Source organism: Psychrobacter sp. 1U2, assembly GCF_051847575.1.
Genome location: NZ_JBPYDC010001479.1, coordinates 1 through 593 on the forward strand (window position 1 = coordinate 1; position 593 = coordinate 593).

1 protein-coding gene is annotated in these 593 nt (G+C 45.9%); it reads right to left on the minus strand.

The window, feature by feature from the left end:
- Positions 1-593: uroporphyrinogen-III synthase (locus tag ACS8FD_RS22735; RefSeq protein ID WP_439277525.1), on the minus strand; the 593-nt coding region annotated here is incomplete at both ends.

Genomic DNA, 593 nt, shown 5'->3' on the forward strand with positions numbered 1-593 from the left:
GAAAATCGCGGCGATTGACTGATATTTTGCTTGATGAACTGCTCAGCCCATTGTTGATAATTTGCCTGTGCATCAGTAGGCTGAATACGCTCGTACCATGCAATACTGTCAATATGTACACCGCGCGCCTTTAATGTATCGACCAGTAACCGTCGCCCTCCCAAACCGCGCCAGATCAATAGTTTATTGCCAGCTTGCAAACGCTTAATCTCAGGCATGGCCAACATACCTTCATTATTGGCGACCATCGGCTGTAAAACTTGATAACTAAATGGCAATTTGGAATCTTGTAACACAGACGCTGTCGCCTCTCCTACTGCAATCAGATGACTTGGTGGCTGACTAGGGTAAAGTGTCCTTGATTCTGACAATAGATCATCAGTAGACCTTTCTGTGGTCTTTTTAAGGGCTTGCCAGACTGCTAGTCCTGACGCTGCTGCAGTAGGACTGACGATAACGAGTGCGTCATAACTACCTGACAGCCAGTCTTGCATCAATCCAATATCTGCCTCACTTACTATTCGCGGCTTTAGTGTGAGCATTGGCATATCGACAACACTAAATCCTGCCTCTTTTAAATGCGTTGACAATGG